Source organism: Rhodococcus sp. NPDC060090 (assembly GCF_042729855.1).
Lineage (GTDB): Bacteria > Actinomycetota > Actinomycetes > Mycobacteriales > Mycobacteriaceae > Rhodococcus.
The window spans coordinates 311,182-330,718 of the sequence record NZ_JBHWXB010000004.1 but is presented as its reverse complement, the minus strand read 5'-3'; the positions used below and the strand labels follow the sequence as shown (position 1 = coordinate 330,718).

At 65.6% G+C, this 19,537-nt stretch carries 19 protein-coding genes; 8 read left to right on the top strand and 11 right to left on the bottom strand.

Translation table 11 applies throughout. The features are described from left to right. Together cydC and ACFWCF_RS08150 are read left to right on the top strand one after the other, a co-directional pair. Positions 1 to 1,647 carry a thiol reductant ABC exporter subunit CydC gene (cydC, locus tag ACFWCF_RS08155; protein WP_378559472.1) on the top strand — a complete coding sequence of 549 codons (1,647 nt, stop codon included), beginning with the start codon at positions 1 to 3 and terminating at the stop codon, positions 1,645 to 1,647. A gap of 316 nt (positions 1,648 to 1,963) precedes the next feature. Then, a complete protein-coding gene (locus ACFWCF_RS08150) occupies positions 1,964 to 3,697 on the top strand; it encodes a BCCT family transporter (RefSeq protein ID WP_378559389.1) in 1,734 nt (577 codons plus the stop codon). A gap of 33 nt (positions 3,698 to 3,730) precedes the next feature. Here ACFWCF_RS08150 and ACFWCF_RS08145 read toward each other — a convergent pair whose 3' ends face one another. The 7 genes from ACFWCF_RS08145 to ACFWCF_RS08115 all read right to left on the bottom strand — a co-directional run bounded on the left by ACFWCF_RS08145 (position 3,731) and on the right by ACFWCF_RS08115 (position 7,727). Then, entirely contained in the window at positions 3,731 to 4,384 is a 654-nt protein-coding gene (locus tag ACFWCF_RS08145) for an FABP family protein (RefSeq protein ID WP_378559386.1), read from the bottom strand. A 211-nt stretch (positions 4,385 to 4,595) separates the two neighbouring features. Continuing rightward, positions 4,596 to 4,901 carry a DUF1416 domain-containing protein gene (locus tag ACFWCF_RS08140; protein ID WP_378559383.1) on the bottom strand — a complete coding sequence of 102 codons (306 nt, stop codon included), beginning with the start codon at positions 4,899 to 4,901 and terminating at the stop codon, positions 4,596 to 4,598. A gap of 4 nt (positions 4,902 to 4,905) precedes the next feature. Further along, a complete protein-coding gene (locus ACFWCF_RS08135) occupies positions 4,906 to 5,739 on the bottom strand; it encodes a sulfurtransferase (RefSeq protein WP_378559380.1) in 834 nt (277 codons plus the stop codon). Positions 5,740 to 5,793: 54 nt separating this feature from the next. After that, complete coding sequence (locus ACFWCF_RS08130) at positions 5,794 to 6,246, bottom strand: DUF4395 domain-containing protein (protein WP_378559377.1); 453 nt, start codon at positions 6,244 to 6,246, stop codon at positions 5,794 to 5,796. Between the two features lie 132 nt (positions 6,247 to 6,378). Continuing rightward, on the bottom strand, positions 6,379 to 6,465 hold the full coding sequence (locus ACFWCF_RS08125; RefSeq protein ID WP_378492134.1) for a putative leader peptide: 87 nt from the start codon (positions 6,463 to 6,465) through the stop codon (positions 6,379 to 6,381). Positions 6,466 to 6,522: 57 nt separating this feature from the next. Beyond that, positions 6,523 to 6,948, bottom strand: coding sequence for a TlpA family protein disulfide reductase (locus tag ACFWCF_RS08120; protein ID WP_378559374.1), 426 nt, complete (start codon positions 6,946 to 6,948; stop codon positions 6,523 to 6,525). Next, entirely contained in the window at positions 6,945 to 7,727 is a 783-nt protein-coding gene (locus ACFWCF_RS08115; RefSeq protein WP_378492109.1) for an LmeA family phospholipid-binding protein, read from the bottom strand. The genes ACFWCF_RS08120 and ACFWCF_RS08115 overlap by 4 nt, the downstream gene beginning before the upstream one ends. 134 nt (positions 7,728 to 7,861) lie before the next feature. Here ACFWCF_RS08115 and ACFWCF_RS08110 point away from each other — a divergent pair, with 134 nt between their 5' ends. From ACFWCF_RS08110 to pstB, 6 genes are all read left to right on the top strand, one after another. Next, complete coding sequence (locus ACFWCF_RS08110) at positions 7,862 to 8,584, top strand: winged-helix domain-containing protein (protein ID WP_378492110.1); 723 nt, start codon at positions 7,862 to 7,864, stop codon at positions 8,582 to 8,584. A 17-nt stretch (positions 8,585 to 8,601) separates the two neighbouring features. Next, the gene (gene mshD / locus ACFWCF_RS08105) at positions 8,602 to 9,537 is read left to right on the top strand and encodes a mycothiol synthase (RefSeq protein ID WP_378559369.1); all 936 of its coding nucleotides are present in this window, start codon (positions 8,602 to 8,604) and stop codon (positions 9,535 to 9,537) included. Between the two features lie 237 nt (positions 9,538 to 9,774). Next, the gene (gene pstS, locus ACFWCF_RS08100) at positions 9,775 to 10,893 is read left to right on the top strand and encodes a phosphate ABC transporter substrate-binding protein PstS (protein ID WP_378492112.1); all 1,119 of its coding nucleotides are present in this window, start codon (positions 9,775 to 9,777) and stop codon (positions 10,891 to 10,893) included. A 95-nt stretch (positions 10,894 to 10,988) separates the two neighbouring features. Continuing rightward, positions 10,989 to 12,038 (top strand): phosphate ABC transporter permease subunit PstC, encoded by a 1,050-nt coding sequence (gene pstC / locus ACFWCF_RS08095; protein ID WP_378492113.1) that lies wholly within the window; start codon positions 10,989 to 10,991, stop codon positions 12,036 to 12,038. Between the two features lie 3 nt (positions 12,039 to 12,041). Further along, positions 12,042 to 12,950: a phosphate ABC transporter permease PstA gene (gene pstA, locus ACFWCF_RS08090; RefSeq protein ID WP_378492114.1), complete on the top strand. Its 909-nt coding sequence runs from the start codon at positions 12,042 to 12,044 to the stop codon at positions 12,948 to 12,950. Positions 12,951 to 13,001: 51 nt separating this feature from the next. Continuing rightward, positions 13,002 to 13,778 (top strand): phosphate ABC transporter ATP-binding protein PstB, encoded by a 777-nt coding sequence (pstB, locus tag ACFWCF_RS08085; RefSeq protein WP_378492115.1) that lies wholly within the window; start codon positions 13,002 to 13,004, stop codon positions 13,776 to 13,778. 104 nt (positions 13,779 to 13,882) lie between these two features. On the opposite strand, the gene phoU is transcribed toward pstB, so the two are convergent. From phoU to ACFWCF_RS08065, 4 genes are all read right to left on the bottom strand, one after another. Then, a complete protein-coding gene (gene phoU, locus ACFWCF_RS08080; protein WP_378559365.1) occupies positions 13,883 to 14,587 on the bottom strand; it encodes a phosphate signaling complex protein PhoU in 705 nt (234 codons plus the stop codon). A gap of 85 nt (positions 14,588 to 14,672) precedes the next feature. Continuing rightward, a complete protein-coding gene (locus ACFWCF_RS08075) occupies positions 14,673 to 16,724 on the bottom strand; it encodes an LCP family protein (protein ID WP_378559469.1) in 2,052 nt (683 codons plus the stop codon). A 427-nt stretch (positions 16,725 to 17,151) separates the two neighbouring features. Further along, positions 17,152 to 18,294, bottom strand: a complete 1,143-nt coding sequence (gene dusB / locus ACFWCF_RS08070) for a tRNA dihydrouridine synthase DusB (RefSeq protein ID WP_378559362.1) — start codon at positions 18,292 to 18,294, stop codon at positions 17,152 to 17,154. Between the two features lie 164 nt (positions 18,295 to 18,458). Beyond that, positions 18,459 to 19,415: an acyl-ACP desaturase gene (locus tag ACFWCF_RS08065; RefSeq protein WP_378559359.1), complete on the bottom strand. Its 957-nt coding sequence runs from the start codon at positions 19,413 to 19,415 to the stop codon at positions 18,459 to 18,461. Positions 19,416 to 19,537: the final 122 nt, after the last annotated feature.

Below are 19,537 nucleotides of genomic sequence, written 5' to 3'. Positions count from 1 at the left end.
ATGTCGTTGCTCGAACTCGAGCCCCGCCGGGTATCGATCGCTGTGGTCGCGGGTGTCGCGACACTCGGCAGCGCACTGCTGCTCGCCGGGCTTTCGGCGTGGCTCATCGTGCGCGCGTGGGAGATGCCACCGGTCCTCGATCTGACCGTCGCGGTCGTCGCGGTGCGCGCGCTGGGCATCTCACGTGGACTCTTCCGTTACTTCGAGCGGCTCGCCACGCACGACACCGCGCTGCGCGGTATGACGTCCGCGCGGTCGCGACTGTACGAGCGTCTCGCGGAGGGCGATCCCGCCGCCTCCGCCGGACTGCGACGCGGAGATCTGCTCTCCCGCACCGGATCCGATGTCGATGCACTCGGCGACGTGGTGGTGCGCGCCCTCGTTCCCATCGCCGTCGCGGTCGTCCTGAGTCTTGCCGCCGTGATCACGGTCGGGGTGATCGCCCCGACTGCGGGCGCGGTCCTCGCCGTTGCGCTGCTCGTGGCAGGGGTCGTCGCGCCGTGGTTGTCGGCATCCGCTGCGGCCCGGGCGGAGGCCGACGGTGACGCCGCCCGAACCCGCTTCGGTGAGGACGCTGTGACCGCGCTCGATCACGCCGCGGAACTGCGTGTTGCCGGACGGCTGACCGCCGTGACCGGGCGGGCACGGGCGGCGAATCTCGAATCGGTGCGCGCCACCGACCGCTCGGCGATCCCCGCCGCGTTCGCGGACGCGGCGGCGCCACTCGCAGTGGGGGCGAGCGTGCTCGGGGCACTGCTGATCGGCATCACCCTCTTCGGACCTGATGCCGCGGCGATGAGCCCCACGATGCTCGGCATCCTCGTGTTGCTGCCTTTGTCCGCCTTCGAAGCCACCGCACCGCTTACCGCAGCAGCGCAGACGCTCACCCGCGCACGCCTCGCGGCACGGCGCATCGTCGACCTGCTCGACCGCGCTGATCGACCCGTTGCCCACGGCACCGCATCTGCAGACGGCCCCGGCAGGCTCCGCGCCTGCGCGTTGCGGAGCGGATGGCCGGGTGGCTCGAGCGCCGACCCCGTCGATCTGGATGTGGCTCCCGGCTCCCGGGTCGCGATCGTCGGGGCCAGCGGTAGCGGTAAGACCACCACGGTGATGACACTCGCCGGGTTGCTGGCACCGCAGGGTGGTTCGGTCACCCTCGACGGTGTGGATCTTGCCGAGATCGAACAGGCTGCGCTCCGGCGACGTGTCGCGTTCTTCGCCGAGGACGCTCACATCTTCGACACGTCGATCCTCGAGAATCTTCGAGTTGCGCGGGGCACCGTCGACGAGAACGAAGCGCGGACCGCTCTCGCGTCGGTGGGGCTCGGACAGTGGGTCGACGCGCTGCCGGACGGAGTTCACACTGTGCTCGCATCCGGTGCGCGCGACATCTCGGGCGGGCAACGCCGCCGGCTGCTCCTGGCACGCGCGCTCCTGTCGCCGGCACAGATCCTGCTGCTCGACGAACCGGCCGAACACCTCGATGCCGAGGACGCCGCGCACCTGCAGCGGCAGCTCCTCGACGCAGGCTCGGGTCTCGTCGATCCCGGGCGCACCGTCGTTGTGGTCACGCACAGCCTGCCGGAGCGCACCGCCGCCGACCTGGTGATACGCGTCGAGAAAAATGCGTTGCCGACGCCGTGATCCGAGCGTACTTTCTCAGGTACACGAGAAAGGAGGTGGTCTGGAAGTGAGTGATATTCGGACGCGTGAGGTGACCATCCGCTAGCAGTGTGACGACGGAATTCACCCGCCGCACGCGGTAGGCGAATCCCAGATGGTCACCCGGCTCCCGAGCCCCGGTCTGTCCGGACCGGATCCGACCGTCACGGACGATGTTCGTGTCGCGTCGGAAGCTCGGGGGCCGTCTGCGTATCTCTCGGCGCCGTGAACCCTGAAACGGTGTGATCTGCCTCTCGACGAACCGGGTGTATCGGCGGACTCAGCGGGGTACATATGGATGATGCCGATTCTGCAGCGTGCCCACGATGCCCTCCGGCTGCGTACCTCGCCGGGCATCTTCTTCGCATCGGCTGCGGTCGCCATCCTGTTCGTCGTCGTGACCATCGCGTTCACCGGCACGGTCGACGAGATCTTCAGCACCGCGTCGACCTGGATCATGACGAACCTGGGCTGGTTCTACATCCTCGGCGTCACCACCTTTCTGCTCTTCCTCGTGGGGATTGCGTTCACTCGATACGGCAGGGTCCGGCTCGGCGGTGACGACGAGCGGCCGGAACACTCGAACATCACCTGGTTCTCGATGCTGTTCGCTGCAGGTATCGGCACCATCTTGATGTTCTGGGGCGTTGCAGAACCGATCTCGCACTTCGCGAACCCACCGAGGCAGGACGTCGAACCCCGTTCGGTCGAGGCCGCAAACGAAGCGATGGGCTTCGCCCTCTACCACTTCGGCCTGCACACCTGGACGATCTTCGCGCTGCCCGGTCTGTGCTTCGGCTATTTCATCTACAAGCGGCACCTGCCGCCGCGGGTCAGTTCGATCTTCGCGCCGATTCTCGGAGGACGGATCTACGGGCCGATCGGTCGCACCATCGACGTCGTGGCGATTCTCGGCACCGTGTTCGGTGTCGCGACATCGGTAGGGCTGGGAACCTTGCAGATCAATGCCGGCCTCGCGGAGTTGTTCGACATCCAAGAGTCCGGGTTCGTCCAGATTGCGCTGATCGCAATCGTCACGGTGATGGCGGGTGTTTCGGTGGCACTCGGTCTCGACAAGGGCATCAAGCGGCTGTCGAATTTCAATATCGGCGTGGCGGTAGGACTTCTGGTCTTTGTGCTGGTCACCGGGCCGAGTCTGTTTCTGCTCAAGGGCATGATCGAATCGGTCGGCATCTATGCGGAAGCTCTACCGCGACTCGCCTTCTGGAACGATACCTTCGCGAACTCCGGCTGGCAGAACACGTGGACGGTCTTCTACTGGGCATGGACGATCACCTGGTCGCCGTTCGTCGGTATCTTCATCGCCCGGATTTCGCGCGGGCGCACGGTCCGTGAGTTCGTCGGCGGCGTGCTCGGACTTCCCGTGTTGTTCTCCGTGATCTGGTTCAGCATCTTCGGCATGGGCTCCTTCGACATCGAGCTCAATGGCGATGGGGGACTGGTGGACCGCGTCGTCGGCGATGGTGACATACCCGGGGCGCTCTTCGAATTCCTCAGCAACTTCCCGTTCGCCGGGTTCGTGTCGTTCATCGCCATCGTGCTTGTGGTGATCTTCTTCGTCACCTCGGTCGATTCGACGGCGATGGTGCTCGACATGATGGCATCCGGTCACGAGGAGAAGGCACCCATTCATCAGCGCCTGTTCTGGGCGGTCCTCATGGGCGTTGTCGCGGCCACCATGCTCGTCGCCACCGGTAAGGACGGACTCGATGCGCTGCAGCAGGTCATCACGGTGGTCGGGTTGCCGTTCTTCGTGATGGGTTGGGTGATGATCTACAGCCTGATGCGGGGAATCCGGGAGGACCTCGGTGAGCGTCCTGAGCCTGTCACCCGTCAGTGGCCCGCGGTGCACACGGCAGAGGCACTTGCTGCGGCCGAAGAATTGCCCGCGCCGGAAGTTGTGGTGGTCACGCACGCAATCCCGGACGGCGAGTCGGGTGAGGAAGGGCCGGACGAGAGCAGGCCGGAACCGGACACGGGCACTGCCGAGCACACCGCCGAGTCGAAATGACTCGGCCTGATCGATGCCGGCCGGTGAGGCAGGTCAGCCGATGAAGCGCGACAACCGCGCCGACATGCGCGGAGTCAGGTCGCCATCGGCGATGACGCGTTCTTCGACGTAAGCGAGGTCGCCGCCTTCGACGATGCCGTAGAGCCGCTTGGCTCCGCCGACGGCCTCGCCGGACTTCGTGCGGATTACCACGTCCGTCGCGAGTTCCCACGACGACTGGGTCAGGGCCGTTCCGTAGTACAACTCGACGACACCGGAGCTGTGGCTGAGCAGCAGTTCGACGGTCTCGGGATCCTCGCTGCCTGCGGCGTCGGTGCCCGACACACGCCAGAATCCGCTTTCGCGGCGATCGGGTGCACTGAACTCGCCTGCCTCGTCGAGGCGCCACGAGCGTGCTTCCCACGCGAAGTAGTCGGATCCGCTGTGCGAGACGACGATCTGTTGACCGAAGCGGTAATCACCCGTCTCGGGATCGTGTCCTTCACCTTCCCCGCGCCACACACCCACCAGTGGCAGCAATGCCAGCATCGCCGGGTTCAGATCCGGTCCGAGCCGCAGGTTCGCGGTCTCTTCCGGGCCGGGTAGACCGGGAAGCGCCGGGATGTTGCGCTCAGCGGTGGCCTCGGCGCGCTTCTCGGCCTCGGCGATCGCGTCGTTACCGCTCCGGCGGGGATCGTCGGCCGACATCAGTCTTGCGTGACCAGCCGGTAGATCGTGTACAGCGTGAACCAGATGATGAGCAGCGCTGCCAGGACCAGGAGAACTTCGAAGAAAATGACCACGGGCACATATTAGCCCCTCGGCGTCGACGGGCACGACTCGGCCGGGTAGAACGCGACGGGCCCCGCTCCTTCGTCGGAGCGGGGCCCGGAAGCCGTGAGGCGACCTGTCGGTCTGCTTACTTCGCGACGGTCACGTCGACGTTGTGCACGCCGGCAGCGGTCGGGCTCACGGTCGCGGTGCCGTTGCCCGTGCTGGACAGCGCACGGATCTTCCAGTCGCCGGGAGCGGCGAAGAACCGGAAGTCGCCGGTCGCCGACGCGACGACCTCGGCGGTGAACTCATCGGTGCTGTCGAGCAGACGCACGAAGGCGCCGCCAACGGGCTGTCCGTCGGCTGCGAGAACACGGCCGGTGATGACCGTTTCCTTCTCGGTGTCGACGTTCGACGGCAGGGTCTGGGACTGGACGGGTGCTCCACACATGTTCTTATGCTCCCAATTCGATCGGTGCGCCGACGAGCGAGCCGTACTCGACCCAGCTGCCGTCGTAGTTCTTGACATTCTGCTTGCCGAGGATCTCCTGCAGCACGAACCAGGTGTGGCTCGAGCGCTCACCGATACGGCAGTAGGCGATGGTTTCCTTGCCGTCGTCGAAGCCCTTCTCCGCGTACAGAGCGGTGAGCTCCTCGTCGGACTTGAAGGTTCCGTCCTCATTGGCGGTGGTGCTCCACGGGATGTTGATCGCGCTGGGAACGTGCCCGCGCTGCTGCGCCTGCTCCTGCGGAAGGTGCGCGGGAGCGAGAATCTTGCCGGAGAACTCATCGGGCGAACGCACATCGACGAGGTTCTTGCTGCCGATGGCGTCGATGACCTCGTCGCGGAACGCGCGGATCGACGTGTCGGGCGCGGCGGCCTTGTACTCGGTGGCCGGGCGGGTCACCTCGTCCTTCGACAGCGGACGGCCGTCGAGTTCCCACTTCTTACGACCGCCGTCGACGAGCTTGACGTCCTGGTGGCCGTACAGCTTGAAGTACCAGTACGCGTACGCGGCGAACCAGTTGTTGTTGCCGCCGTACAGCACGACGGTGTCATCGTTCGCGACACCCTTGGCCGACAGCAGAGCGGAGAACTGCTCCTGGTTCAGGAAATCGCGACGGACCGCGTCCTGCAGATCCTTGCGCCAGTCGAGTCGGATAGCGCCCTCGATGTGGCCGCCCTCGTAGGCGGAGGTGTCTTCGTCGACCTCGATGAAGACGGTCTTCGGCGCTTGCAGGTTCTGCTCAGCCCAATCGGCGGAGACCAGAACATCGGAGCGAGCCATGGTTTTTCCTTTCGGTGGTGACACTGAAGAAGCTGAAGAAGGTAGATGTCGAACTCAGGTCGGTTCCGGCCGCAGCCGGACGATCAGCGGGTACATGAGGCAGCCGAGACACACTCCGAATGCGGCGTTCAGCAGGGCTGCGAACAGCGCGAATCCTGCGGCGACGAGGCCGAGGGTGACGGCGCCGGTGAGCAATGCGACGGCGCCGATGAGGGCGAAGACGAAACCGACGGCCTGCGCGAACCGTAAGGGCGCAGCAGGTTCGGTTTCGGTGGGGGATGTCAGGCGGGGTGCGACGACGGTGGCGAAGAACGCGCCGTACGGGCTGCGCCGCGGACCGAGTACCGCACCGAAGGCGAACACGAGGGTCTGCGCTGCCAGAACGATGCCCGCTGCCGTGGGAGAGAACGAAGCGATGACGAGTACCGCAGCGAGTACCGCGGTGGTGAGCCAGGCGGCGAACCGTGGGCCGCGGACATCGACATGTGCGGGTGATGAAGTGGACATGAGTGTGCTCCTGCTGGATCGATATCGCTGGGGCGAGTCGAATTGCGGTAGGTCACCGCGGGTTGATCACATCGGCGAGGGTGGCGCAATGCCGTACCGGCAAGCCGGGGACAGGATGCGCCCGCGCTGTGATCAGCAGCAGGTACAACAACAGCCGCCGAGGCGGCACAGATCGACTGCGCGGCGTCGGGTGAGCAGCAGCTCTTGGCGGTGTTGCACGAGTCGGAGTCTAACCGAGAATTCGGCACAGGGAAGGGCCAGGTGCCCGCCGGATTTCTACAGCGAGGCCAGCGCGTGCCGCAGGTCGGTCGCGCTGGGAACCCCGGAGCCCCTGAACCGCTGGTGTCCGCCGCCGTCGAACACGAACGTCGTGGGAAGTGAGAGTACTCCGAGTTGCGTGGCCAGGGAGGAATTTTCATCGAAGTCGAGCTCGATGTCGCGCGCAGTCACCCCGGTGTCGCCGCTGTTCTCGACCACCCCTGCCACCACCCGGCGTACGGCGGCACACGGCCCGCACCAGGGCGCCGAGAAATGCAGGATCACCGGCACACCGTCACCGACGCCGACCCCGCCGAGTTCAGGGTCGACGGCCGATATGCCGGTGGCCCGACGTTCCTTCAGCCGACCCGACTGCGCGCGCATCACCACACCCGCGACGCACGTCGCGACGACCACGACGGCGAGGACGACGAGCGGGATCATGAGGGACGCTGCACGTCCGCGAGGTCGATCGTCACGTTGTGCGCTTCGCCCTCGATGACGATCCTCGAGCCGCGCGCCTCCACCGACGTGGGATAGACACCGAACGGTAGATCCTGCGGCGCGATCGTGGTGGTGAACAGTCCCAGCACCAGAGGCTTCAACGGTTCGGGGACCGAGAAGTCGGTATGTCCTTCAGGGCCGAAGTACAGGTCGGACGCGATGATCTGCACCTGGTCACCGTCCAGCACGAGGTCGGCCTGGACACTGACCTGCGTCGAGAGCGGGCCTACGGGCACGGTGCCGGTGAGCACGACACCGCCGGCGGTGGTGGGGCCGGACCCGCCCGACCCGCCCGTGCCGTCGGACTTGCTGTCCGGTGGCGCGGACACCTGCAGATCGGGGATGTCGAGTGCCTGACCGAGTTCGGTGGCGTCGATCATGACGCGTCCGTAGAGCAGATCGACCGGCACCGACCGGATCGATCCGTCGAGGAGATTCGACGCCTCCGCGTGGGCACCCACCAGGTTCGCTTCGACCGTGATGTCGCCGAGCGTCTCGGTGGGAACCCGGTCCGCGGTGATCTCGACGTTCTCGTAGTGCCCGTTGCGTGCCTGCAGCAGAAACGGAAACCCGTGGATCGTCACTGCGGGGTCGGACTCGAGCGCCCCACCCTCACGCAGCGCGCGTGACAGGCGGTACTCGGACCAGGCCGCCGCCCCGAAATCGGCGAGCAGAGCGAGGCCGACGAGGACCACGAGGCCGTAAATGAGTTTGCGCACGCAGACCATTGTGACGGAACGTACCGAGAGAGCTTCTCGCCAGCTAACACGGCGGTAACAAATGGGGGGCTAATCTGTAGCACGTCGTTCATCCAGAACGAACTGCCCAGGCAGTGCGAAGAAACGGAGGCCCGGTGGAGCTTCTCCTTCTGACCTCCGATCCGAATCCGGATGCGGTGTTGCCGTCACTGTCGCTGTTGGCACATTCGGTGAGGCCTGTCCCGACCGAAGTGTCGTCGTTGCTCGAAGCCGCAACCGCCGATATCGCGATCGTCGACGCCCGGACCGATCTCGCCGCAGCGCGCGGACTGTGTCGCCTGCTGGGGGGAGTCGGATCGGCCATCCCCGTGGTCGCTGTCCTCACCGAAGGTGGGCTTGTCGCGGTCAATCCCGAGTGGTCGCTCGATGACATCCTGCTCACCGGCACCGGACCAGCAGAACTCGACGCCCGGTTGCGACTGCTTCTGTCGCGGTCCGGTAATGCGGTCGGTACCGAGGCGTCCGGCCGAATCACTCTCGGCGAGCTCACCATCGACGAGGACACGTACACGGCGAGGTTGCGCGGAAAACCGCTCGACCTCACGTACAAGGAATTCGAACTCCTCAAATACCTCGCCCAGCACGCCGGCCGGGTCTTCACCCGCGCGCAGTTGCTGCAGGAAGTGTGGGGTTACGACTTCTTCGGCGGCACCCGCACGGTCGACGTGCACGTGCGACGACTCCGCGCCAAGCTCGGCCCCGAACACGAAGCCCTCATCGGTACCGTCCGCAATGTCGGCTACAAGGCGGTCCGGCCGAGCAGCCGCACCAAAGGTGGCCACACGGTCGCGGCCTCCGAGGACGAGTACGTCGAGTAGTGGCTACCCTCGGGTGCATGAAGCCCGGGCCCCACGAGAACAATGAGCTCCGATCGCAGCAGCAGTGGTTCGTCGAGCGTCCGACCGCGGAGCACGCCGCCGGGGTTCAAGCCGTTGTCGACCGCGCGACCGCGCAGGACGGAACCGCTCCGGTGTCGGAGCAGGCGGTCCATTCCTTGACCCGCGACACCGATGCGCGCCACCTGGTCGCCGTCGTGGACGGTGCGGTCGCCGGGTACGCGAACCTCACGCCTGCGCACGGCGAGCATCCGTCGATGTCCGAGGTGGTCGTCGATCCGGCGCATCGAGGTCGCGGTCTCGGTAGCGAGCTCGTCGGCGCAGCGCTGACCGAGGGCGGACCCGAGACTCGCGTGTGGGCGCACGGAGACCTTCCCGCCGCGCGCGCTGTCGCCGCGAAACTCCACCTGACGGGCGTGCGCGAACTACTTCAGCTGCGTCGGTCGCTCGATCTTGCGCTCCCCGAAATCGAGGTGCCCGATTCGATCGAGCTGCGCACATATCGAGGACCGTCCGATGATCCGGAACTTCTCCGAGTCAACGCGTCCGCCTTCGAATGGCATCCCGAGCAGGGACGAATGTCGGCGAGCGACGTTGCCGACCGTCGTGCCGAGTCGTGGTTCGACCCGGAGGGGTTGTTCCTCGCATTCGACGTCGCCGATCCTGATCGCCTCCTGGGGTTCCACTGGACGAAGGTGCATCCGGGAGGGCCGACAGAGCCGTCGCTCGGTGAGGTCTACGTGGTCGGTATCGATCCGGCGGCACAGGGCCGGGGTCTCGGCCGTCTCCTCACTCTTGCCGGTCTGCATCATCTGCGTGAGCGCGGACTGCCCACGGTCCTGCTCTACGTGGAGGGCGACAACACGGCCGCGCTCAACACCTACGGCAAGCTCGGATTCGAGCGGTTCCACGTGGATGTCGCATACGCGAAGTGAACATCTCCCGACGACACGTGGTTGTCCGGTGAAGTTCGAGTGATTGTCGCAACACCACTAGCGCCTGTATCCGGCGTGTTCATCTCCTGTTAACCGCCGAGAGAGTATCCGTCCACCGGATCCGCCTACCTTCTGCATACGGGTCGGACGTTGTCGACTCGGCGCAGGGGTCCTCCCGCGCCTCGAAGTCGCCACCCAGCCTTGTGTGGCGGAAGCGATATTCCTGAAGGAGTACAGGTGAACCTGAAGCGCAATGGTGCTCTGCTCGGACTGTTTGCGGCCGGCGCCCTCACGCTCTCCGCTTGCGGTAGCGACAACAATGCGGGTTCCGTCGAGGTCGACGCAGACGCGTCGGGCGCGACCTGCGAGGGCAAGGCGAACCTCTCCGGCGCGGGGTCGTCAGCGCAGAAGAACGCGATGGACAACTTCGTCTCGACCTACATCGCCGTCTGCAACGAGAAGGGCTCCACGGTCAACGTGGCCTACAACCCGTCGGGGTCCGGTGACGGCCGCACGCAGTTCATCGCGAGCCAGATCGATTTCGCAGGCTCCGACTCCGCGATCGAGGGTGAGCAGGCCGCGCTGGCCGCCGAGCGTTGTGCAGGCAACCCGGCATGGAACCTGCCGCTCGTGTTCGGTCCGGTGGCGCTCGCCTACAACCTCGAGGGCGTCGACAACCTCGTCCTCAACGGTGAGACCGCCGCCAAGATCTTCAACGGCCAGATCACCACGTGGAACGACCCGGCGATCGCCGCGCTCAACGAGGGTGTCGAGCTGCCGGATACCCCGATCACCGCAATCGTCCGTTCGGATTCGTCCGGTACCACCGACAACTTCCAGCAGTACCTCGAGGCCGCTTCCAACGGTGCATGGACCACCGGTGCCGGTTCCGACTTCACCGGCGGTATCGGTGAGGGCGCGAAGGGCTCTGCGGGTGTCGCGCAGGCTGTTTCGGGTGCACCGGGCTCGATCACCTACGTCGAGCAGTCGTTTGCCGAGCAGAGTGGTCTCGGCATCGCTGCGATCGACACCGGCAGCGGCCCGGTCGAGCTGACCGCCGAGACTGCGGCTGCAGCCATCGACGGCGCCGAGTTCGCCAGCGCCGGTGGCGGCGACCTGACCCTCGACCTGTCGTCGATCTTCGGTACCAGCACCGAAGGTGCGTACCCACTGGTGCTCGCCACCTACCAGATCGTGTGCTCGGGCGGATACGACGCCGACACCACGGCGGCGGTCAAGTCGTTCCTGACCAGTGCGGCGAACGAAGGCCAGGAGGGTCTCGACGAGGTCGGCTACGTTCCGCTTCCGGATGCCTTCAAGTCGAAGCTGACCGAGTCGATCGACGCCATCGCTTGAGCGTCTGCACAGCCTGATCGTCTGCACAGCCTGATCGTCTGCACCGACGGACCGCCCGTTCCTGAGATCCACGACAAGATAGATTGCGAGTTCACATGAGTGACGCGCCGAGCTCCTCGGCTACTCGCGCCGCCGGTCCTGACCCGACCGGGTCAGGACCGGGCGGTCCGCACGGCAGTACACCGGAGGCCAAGATTACTTCCCCACAGACCAAGAAGAAGTCCGTCGTTCGCCCAGGCGACCGGATCTTCAGTTCGCTGGCTTCCGGGTCCGCTGTCCTGGTCTCGGTGATCATCGCCGCGATCGCGGTGTTCCTCGTGTGGCGCGCCGTTCCGGCATTGCAGCGCAACACCGTCAACTTTCTCACCAGCCGCGAGTGGATCACGCAGGACATCGAGGCGATGGCCTTCGGTGTCCTCGACCTGTTCCAGGTGACCGTCCTCGTGTCGCTGTTCGCACTGGTCCTCGCGATGCCTGTGGCGCTCGGTATCGCGATCTTCCTGTCCTCGTATTGCCCCGAGAAGATCAAGAAGACGCTCGCGTACGTGATCGACCTGCTCGCCGCGGTGCCGTCGATCGTCTACGGCCTGTGGGGGATGCTGATCCTCGCGCCGTTCCTGCGTCCCGTCGCGGAGTTCCTCAACACCAATCTCAGCTGGTTCCCGTTGTTCGCGACGGGCAGCGGCTCGATCATCGGCGGTGGCACGATCTTCACCGCGGGCATCGTGCTCGCCGTGATGATCCTGCCCACCATCGCCGCGGTCAGCCGTGAGGTGTTCGTCCAGACCCCCACCGCTCACATCGAGGCTGCGCTCGCACTCGGCGCGACCCGCTGGGAGGTCGTGAAGACCACGGTCATCCCGTTCGGCAAGTCCGGCTACGTCAGCGGTTCCATGCTCGGTCTCGGACGTGCACTCGGCGAGACCATGGCCCTCTACTTGATCCTGCGAACCACGTCGGAAGCATTCTCCTGGTCGCTGTTCGACGGCGGCGCCACCATCGCATCGAAGATCGCCCTGGGTTACGCCGAGTTCAACAACAACATTCAGGCAGGTGCCTACATCGCGGCAGGCCTGGTGCTGTTCATCCTGACCTTCGTCGTCAACGCCGCAGCCCGCATGATCGTCGCTGGAAAGAAGGACTGAGCCATGACGACGACAACCCTCACATCGCCTGTCAAGAAACCCACGTTCCAACGGGTCAGCGGTGCTCGTCGTGCCAAGGACGTCGCGGCCACGGTGCTGGTCACCCTCTCGGTGCTCGTCGCTCTCGTGCCGCTGGCATGGGTCCTCATCACCGTGATCTCCAAGGGCATGCCTGCGCTGCTCTCGTCCACATGGTTCACCCATTCGCTGAGCGGACTGACCGCCTCGTCCATGGGCGGCGGTGTCTACCACGCGATCGTCGGCACCCTGCTGCAAGGATTGGTGTGCGCAGTCATCTCGATTCCGCTCGGGGTGTTCGTCGCCATCTACCTCGTCGAATACGCCGGTAAGTCGAAGCTCGGCCGCATCACGACGTTCATGGTCGACATCCTCAGCGGCGTTCCGTCCATCGTCGCCGCACTGTTCATCTACGCCCTGTGGGTCGCGACGTTCGGGTTCCCCAAGTCGGCGTTCGCTGTGTCGCTGTCGCTGGTGCTCCTCATGGTGCCGGTCGTGGTGCGCAGCACCGAGGAAATGTTGCGGATCGTTCCCCAGGACCTGCGAGAAGCGTCGTACGCGCTCGGCGTTCCGAAGTGGAAGACGATCGCCCGGATCGTGCTTCCGACCTCGCTCGCAGGCATCATCACCGGCATCATGCTCGCGCTTGCGCGTGTGATGGGTGAGACCGCACCGCTGCTGATCCTCGTGGGCTACGCACCGTTCATCAACTTCAACCTGTTCGGTGGCGAGATGGCCACCCTGCCGGGCCTGATGGTCGCCGAGATGAACAATCCCACCGAAGCGGGCTCGATGCGCATCTGGGGCGCGGCACTCACCTTGATCCTCATCATCGCGATCCTCAACATCGGAGCCAAGCTGATCGGCCGCCTGTCGCAGGTCGGCTCCAAGTAGGCGATCCGCCGATGACCACACACTTCGTTTTCGATCAGTAGGGAGCCGGTAATGGCCAAGCGTCTGGACCTCAAGGACGTCAACATCTACTACGGGAAGTTCCACGCGGTATCCGACGTGACGCTGGCGGTACCGCCTCGCAACGTCACCGCGTTCATCGGCCCGTCCGGTTGCGGCAAGTCCACCGTGCTCCGCTCTCTCAACCGCATGCACGAGGTCACCCCCGGCGCTTACGTCGAAGGGTCGGTGCTCCTCGACGGCGAGGACATCTACGACGCGGCCATCGATCCCGTGGGCGTCCGCAAGACCATCGGCATGGTGTTCCAGCGGCCGAACCCCTTCCCGACGATGTCCATTCGCGACAACGTCGTGGCGGGACTGAAGCTCCAGGGCATGCGCGACAAGAAGAAGCTCGACGAGATCGCCGAGCAATCGTTGCGCGGTGCAAACCTGTGGACAGAGGTCAAGGATCGCCTCGACAAGCCCGGTGGAGGTTTGTCCGGTGGTCAGCAGCAGCGCCTGTGCATCGCCCGTGCGATCGCAGTGCAGCCCGATGTGTTGCTCATGGACGAGCCGTGCTCCGCTCTCGACCCGATCTCCACGCTCGCGATCGAAGATCTGATCACGGAGCTGAAGCAGGATTTCACGATCGTCATCGTCACGCACAACATGCAGCAGGCAGCCCGCGTGAGTGACCAGACCGCGTTCTTCAATCTCGAGGCCACAGGCAGGCCCGGCAAGCTCATCGAGATCGACGACACCGAGAAGATCTTCTCGAATCCGACGCAGAAGGCCACTGAGGACTACATCTCGGGTCGCTTCGGCTGAGTTGTCATCCCGGGAAGTCGCCCGGTTGCTCGGCTACGGATACGAATAGGAGAGCCCCGACCGGATCGTCCGGTCGGGGCTCTGCGCGTGTGACGTAGGCGAACTCAGGCTTCCGGGTACACCGTGAGCTTGTCTACCCGCTGCTGCATCGCGTTGAAGTCCTCGAGGGTGGGCAGCTTGCCCGTCACGAGGAAGATCACGCGGCGACCCACCTCGACGGCGTGGTCGGCGAAACGCTCGTAGAAGCGGCCGAGGAGAGTGACGTCGACGGCTGCGGCCACCCCGTGCTTCCACTCACGGTCCATGAGCACGCTGAACAGGTGACGGTGGAGATCGTCCATCGCCTCGTCCTCCTCATGGAGACGTGCTGCACGCTCGGGGTCGCGAGTCTCGAGGATCTCGCGGGTGGCGACGCCGAGGGACACGGCGATCCGGCCCATCTCCGCGAAGTAACCGCTGACCTCATCGGGAAGCACGTGGTTGGGGTGACGCCGACGCGTGGCCTTCGCGATGTGCAGGGCCAACGCACCCATCCGATCGATGTCCGCGACGATCTGGATGCCGCTGACCACTGCGCGCAGGTCGCCCGCGACGGGGCCCTGGAGCGCGAGAAGCGCGAAACCCTTCTCTTCGCACACGGCACCGAGTTCGGTGATCCTGTCGTGCTCTTCGATCACCATCTCCGCGAGGGGGAGGTCGGCCTGGAGGAGGGCTTGGGTGGCCCGTTCCATCGCCGTTCCGGCGAGCCCGGCCATTTCGCCGAGTAGCCCGGTGAGTTCATCCATCTGTTCGTTGTAAGCGACGCGCATAACGTCACACCATACGGGCTCCAGCGGTACGTATCACGATCACAGAGTGAACCGGAGGTAAACGATGACCGGAAGTTCAGCGCTCTCAGCTGCAGGGATCGGCACCGGCATTGGTTACGGTCAGGTCGGCGGGAAGCTGTACGGCCCCCTCGTCGTGGGCCTCTTCGATCGAGACCGGTTCGAGCGGGTTTCCGGGCGGAGTGGGAGAGGCGACGACGCCGTTGTAATCGGCTCCGAGGACGACCTCGACCACATTCCCGAGAGTGGAATCCGACGCCCGCTGCAGCACCGTGCCGGGGAACGCCGAGGCGACCGTCATTGCTGCGGCTTCCATCCCGGGGGCGAACCGTACAACGGTGTGCGTGCTGGTGCCCGTGTAGTTGCCCGTGTGATAGATGGGGAATCCGTATGCGGCGAGCTCGTCCGCGACGCCGGCCGCGAGACCGGACATGTCCGACGCATTCGATACCTGCACCGACACCCACGACGGATCGACAGCGGAGAGTGAGGGGGCCATCACCGGAGCCTCCGCAGCCGCAGCCTCGGCCGGGGGTGCGTCGCGCTTCTCTCCGGGGAGAGGCTGATCGTCGATGATCGCGGTGAAGATCGCTTTGATGTCGTCGAGCCGGGGAATCTCGTTGCCCCAGTCGGTGGTGCCTGCGGTGGGCACAGTCAGGAACGTCACGGCACCGGCATCGACATTCTGCAGCGATCGGCCGAGCTTCACCAGCGAATCGGCGTTGACGTTCTCGACGAACGTAGCGCGAGTGAAGGCACCGATGAGCCCGTTCAGCTTCCCGGGGTCGAGCAGAACCTTGTTCGACAACGCGGACCGCAGCAGCGACGACAGGAACTTCTGCTGGCGGTTGATCCGCGAATAGTCGCTGTTGATCTCGGATTCGACCTTTCGCGCCCGAACGTAGTCGAGCGCCCGACGACCGTCGAGAAGATGAGTGCCCGCCGTGTCGATGATCGTGCCGAGCTCACCGTCGACCAACGGAGTCGGAGTGCAGACCTGGACGCCACCGACCTCGTCGACCATCGATTCGAAACCGGCGAAATCGATACCGACGAAGTGGCCGATCTTCAGACCCGACATTTTCTGGATCGTCTTGACCAGGCACTTCGGCCCTCCGAGTGCGTACACCGCGTTCAGTTTGTCGCCGTCCGCCGCGGGATAGACCTCGGAGCTGTAGTCGCCGGAGTCGCTGTCCCATGCGAGACACACCGGACGCTCCACATCGAGGTCGCGGGGGAACGACACCGCGACCACACGACTGCGATCGGCGGGGATATTGACGAGGATCGCGACGTCGGCGCGAGAACCCTCGGCGTCCTCGAGGCCTCCGGCACCCACCTCACCGCTGGCCCCTGCACGCGAATCGGTACCGACGATGAGATAGGTCTCGTCGCCGGTCTGTCCGATGGGATCGACGATGTCCTCGGACTCGGTGTCGAGGGCAGCGATCTGGGAGAACCCCGCCTCCGTCGCGCGGAGGTAACTCCAGACCGACCCCGTACCGAGGAGGGCGAGGACCGATACGAGCGACACCGTGACACGTGCAGCGAGCCGCAACTTTCTCTGCTTGCGTTTCTTGCTCAGCGACAGCCGGCTCAGCCCGTTGCTGCCCACCGCCTGCGGTGTGGCCGTGGGCTCGGGTGCGACATCGTCGTCGAGGTCGTCGGGCCCGGTTTCCGGTGGCGGCGGGGCCGCGGCAGAGACCGGGGCGACCGATCGGGTGAGGGCGTTGTCGGCCGGGGTCGCGCGTGTGGGGACGCGCTCACGGGGAGCAGCAGTGGGTGGTTTCGGGGGAGGCAGCGCCGCTGACGCGGTTCGAGGAGGCGCACTCGGCCGCGGCGGGGGTGCCTGCGGAGGTACCGGCGCTTCAGGAGATTTTCGGGGCTGCGGAGGCCGCGGGGGCTGGGACGCGCGCGGAGGCTGCGGCGTCCGCGGTGGGGCCTGCGGCGTTCGAGGTGGGGAAGGAGTATCGGGCGCGCGGGGTGTCGCGGGAGGCTTCGGTGCGGGAGGTCGTGGTGCTGCGGGAGCGGGGGGTGCTGCGGGAGCGGGGGGTGCTGCGGACGGGGGCGATCCCGGGGGAGAAGGGGGCGAGTTCTTCTCGCGGTCCACCTTGTTCATCAGCTCCGCGACGGTGAGCTGCTTCGACTTGTCCGCCGGGTCGTCGCGTCTGCTGCGTCCGGACTCGCTGCGGCGGCCACCGGAGCGGCCACTGGCGCTACGTCCACTTTCCGACCGTCCACTTTTCGACCGAGCGCTGTCCGACCGGGCGCTGTCCGTTCCTGCATCGTCGGGCCGGCCCCGGTGGATTCGGTCGGAGTGCGAGTCGTGATAGGAGGTGTCGGCGATCGGTCGCTCCCACGGGGCACGACTGTCGGGCGAACCCGGATCGTGCTCCTCACCCACCGATGTCCTGACCTCTCCGCGTCACGTTCCCGCATTCGTCGTGTTCGCCCTCGGTCCGGGCGACTCCGCAATGATACTGATTGCAGGGCGGTCCACCGAGACCTACGAGCTTTGTCTCGACAGTGAGGTCAATCAGTGCAGGTCAGCCACCGGAATGCATGATGTCGGCGCCCTCCGGGACGAGTGTGTCATCGGGGTCGTCGAGCCATCCGTCCGGCAGCGCCACGGCGCTGGGAGAGCCCTGGCGGCCGCGGGGTCCTTCGGCGTCGGCAGGGAACGGGACCATGGGATCGAGCTGCCCGAGAAGGTCGTCGAACTCACCCAGCGACGACACCCGTGCAAGGCTGCTCCGCACTTCCGAACCTGCGGGGAAGCCCCGCAGGTACCAGGCGATGTGCTTGCGGATCTCGCGCATGCCCTTGTCCTCGCCGTGGTGGTCGGCGAGCAGTGTGGCGTGGCGGCGCATGATCACCGTGACCTCGCCCAGTGTCGGCGGGGTGGTGATCTCCCGGCCGTTCAATGCCGCGCTCAATTCGGCGAACAACCACGGGCGTCCCAGGCATCCTCGTCCGACGACGACTCCGTCGCATCCGGTCTGAGCCATCATCTTCTCGGCGTCCTCGGCATCGAAGATGTCGCCGTTGCCCAGGACGGGCACGTCTGTGACGTGGTCTTTCAGGCGGGCGATCTCGTTCCAATCCGCGGTGCCCGAGTAACGCTGCGCAGCAGTGCGGGCGTGCAGTGCCACGGCAGCAGCCCCCTCGGCGGCGGCGATCCGCCCCGCGTCGAGGTGGGTGTGGTGCTCGTCGTCGATGCCGACCCGGAACTTGACCGTGACCGGGATGTTCGTGCCTTCGGTGGCGCGCACTGCGGCCGCGACGATCTGTCCGAACAGGCGACGCTTGTAGGGCAGTGCCGAACCGCCGCCCTTACGGGTGACCTTGGGAACGGGGCACCCGAAGTTCATGTCGATGTGGTCGGCGAGGTTCTCGTCGACGATCATCTTCGCCGCGGCGTACGTCGTGTCGGGATCGACCGTGTACAGCTGCAGTGAGCGGGGTGTCTCGGTGGGGCCGAAGGTGGTCATGTGCATCGTGACCGGGTGACGTTCGACGAGGGCCCGCGCGGTGACCATCTCGCACACGTACAAGCCCGATGTGCTGCCTGCGCGCTCGAGCTCGAGGTCGCGGCACAGGGTGCGGAATGCGACATTCGTCACCCCGGCCATCGGAGCCAGCACGACGGGGCTGTCCAACTCGAGCGAGCCGATCTTCAGGGCAGACATGAGAACCTCGGGAAAGCGTTGTAGTGCAAAGGAATACGAACAGGGGCCCTGCGGAAATCGGGCGGGACGCCTGTGCCCGGCACCGAGGACGGTGCCGGGCACAGGATAACCGCTGGTGGTGGCGGAGCCCGAATCGGTCGGACCCGGATATGGCCCCGCGCAGATCAGGAGACGGCGGCGGTGCGCTCGCGCTTGGCGGCTTCGCGAGCGAGCGAGCGGTCGCGCATCTCCTCGAACTTCACGGCTTGCTTCTCGAGGTCTTCGAGGAAGGTACCGAGTTCGTCGAGTGTCTGTGCACCGGCGCTACCGAAGTCGCGGTCGAAGAGCTTCCACTTGCGAAGGACCGGCATCACGACATCGTCGAGGTGCTGGCGCAGGTCGTAGATGCCGTGCTTGGCCATCAGAACACCATTGCGACGGAAGTTGGGCATGCCTGCGCCGGGCATCTGGAAGTTCTTCAGGATCTCGGTGATCGCTTCGAGGGCCTGGACCGGCGCGATGTCGAGGGCGGCTTCGCAGATGTTGCGGTAGAAGATCATGTGCAGGTTCTCGTCGGCGGCGATGCGCTGGAGCATCTTGTCGGCGATCGGGTCGTTGCACGCGTGGCCGGTGTTCCGGTGGGAGACGCGCGTTGCAAGCTCCTGAAAGGTGACATACGCGACCGAGCGCAACAGGCCGGTGTCCTCGCTCGGGGACGCGAAGCCGTTCGTCATGTGCTCGATGCGGGCGTTCTCGAGAGCGACGGGATCGACGCCGCGCGTGACGACGAGGTAGTCGCGCATCACGATGCCGTGACGGTTCTCCTCTGCCGTCCACCGTCCGACCCACGTGCCCCATGCGCCGTCACGTGAGAAGTTGACGGCGATCTCGCGGTGGTAGGAGGGCAGATTGTCTTCGGTGAGCAGATTGGTGATCATCGCTGCCTTGGCGACCTCGCCCAGCTTCGACTGCTCGGGCTCCCAGTCGTGCCCACCCATGGCTGCGAAGTTACGTCCCTCGTCCCACGGCACGTAGTCGTGGGGATGCCAATCCTTGGTCATCGAGAGGTGTCGGTTGACGTTCGCCTCGGCCACGGGCTCCAGCTCACGCAGTAGCTCCAGTTGAGTCAGGACTCGCGTCATTGATTCGTACCCCTGTCCGTGTGATGTCGTTTCGGTGGCCCAGCCTACGGGACCGTAGGTTGGTGTCCGTCGAATCTGTCGTCGCACACCGAACCGGGCGGCCGACCGGAATCCACAATGTT

What these genes read in the sequence shown, in the direction of transcription:
- ACFWCF_RS08130 (WP_378559377.1), bottom strand. Translation starts at nt 6,246, where the DNA reads ATGTCCACTTCATCACCCGCACATGTCGATGTCCGCGGCCCACGGTTC.
- ACFWCF_RS08065 (WP_378559359.1), bottom strand. Translation starts at nt 19,415, where the DNA reads ATGACGCGAGTCCTGACTCAACTGGAGCTACTGCGTGAGCTGGAGCCC.
- dusB (WP_378559362.1), bottom strand. Translation starts at nt 18,294, where the DNA reads ATGTCTGCCCTGAAGATCGGCTCGCTCGAGTTGGACAGCCCCGTCGTG.
- ACFWCF_RS08150 (WP_378559389.1), top strand. Translation starts at nt 1,964, where the DNA reads ATGATGCCGATTCTGCAGCGTGCCCACGATGCCCTCCGGCTGCGTACC.
- ACFWCF_RS08075 (WP_378559469.1), bottom strand. Translation starts at nt 16,724, where the DNA reads ATGAACAAGGTGGACCGCGAGAAGAACTCGCCCCCTTCTCCCCCGGGA.
- ACFWCF_RS08145 (WP_378559386.1), bottom strand. Translation starts at nt 4,384, where the DNA reads ATGTCGGCCGACGATCCCCGCCGGAGCGGTAACGACGCGATCGCCGAG.
- pstA (WP_378492114.1), top strand. Translation starts at nt 12,042, where the DNA reads ATGACGACGACAACCCTCACATCGCCTGTCAAGAAACCCACGTTCCAA.
- mshD (WP_378559369.1), top strand. Translation starts at nt 8,602, where the DNA reads ATGAAGCCCGGGCCCCACGAGAACAATGAGCTCCGATCGCAGCAGCAG.
- ACFWCF_RS08135 (WP_378559380.1), bottom strand. Translation starts at nt 5,739, where the DNA reads ATGGCTCGCTCCGATGTTCTGGTCTCCGCCGATTGGGCTGAGCAGAAC.
- cydC (WP_378559472.1), top strand. Translation starts at nt 1, where the DNA reads ATGTCGTTGCTCGAACTCGAGCCCCGCCGGGTATCGATCGCTGTGGTC.
- pstB (WP_378492115.1), top strand. Translation starts at nt 13,002, where the DNA reads ATGGCCAAGCGTCTGGACCTCAAGGACGTCAACATCTACTACGGGAAG.
- pstC (WP_378492113.1), top strand. Translation starts at nt 10,989, where the DNA reads ATGAGTGACGCGCCGAGCTCCTCGGCTACTCGCGCCGCCGGTCCTGAC.
- ACFWCF_RS08140 (WP_378559383.1), bottom strand. Translation starts at nt 4,901, where the DNA reads ATGTGTGGAGCACCCGTCCAGTCCCAGACCCTGCCGTCGAACGTCGAC.
- phoU (WP_378559365.1), bottom strand. Translation starts at nt 14,587, where the DNA reads ATGCGCGTCGCTTACAACGAACAGATGGATGAACTCACCGGGCTACTC.
- ACFWCF_RS08120 (WP_378559374.1), bottom strand. Translation starts at nt 6,948, where the DNA reads ATGATCCCGCTCGTCGTCCTCGCCGTCGTGGTCGTCGCGACGTGCGTC.